Source organism: Lyngbya sp. CCY1209, assembly GCF_035615495.1.
Classification (GTDB): Bacteria; Cyanobacteriota; Cyanobacteriia; order Cyanobacteriales; family Microcoleaceae; genus Limnospira.
Window position 1 is genome coordinate 1 of record NZ_JAJENU010000580.1, and the last position, 303, is coordinate 303.

A 303-nucleotide genomic window follows, 5' to 3' on the forward strand; every position below is an offset into this window, starting at 1 on the left:
TCCGGCAACTGGAGTTTCACCCCCACCGCCGCCTTAACCGAAGGCACGTTTAGCTTGACGGCTCAAGCTACCGACGCGGCGGGGAACATCTCTGCAACATCGACAGCAACGAGCTTAATCATAGACTCCACCCCCCCTGTTGTCCCAATTATCACCATCGACGGTATCACCCCCGACACCACCCCCGATATCACCGGCACCGCCGAACCCGGAAGCACCGTCACTATTTATCAAGACGGAACCGAGCTCGGCACCACAATTGCCGACGCGGACGGTAACTGGACCTTTACCCCCACCGCCGCC

The 303-nt window shown here is 59.7% G+C and carries 1 protein-coding gene; it reads left to right on the top strand.

Features of this window, described 5'->3' with window-relative positions; genetic code table 11:
* On the top strand, positions 1 to 303 hold a 303-nt coding region (locus tag LKE08_RS20715), incomplete at both ends, for an Ig-like domain-containing protein (protein WP_324706153.1).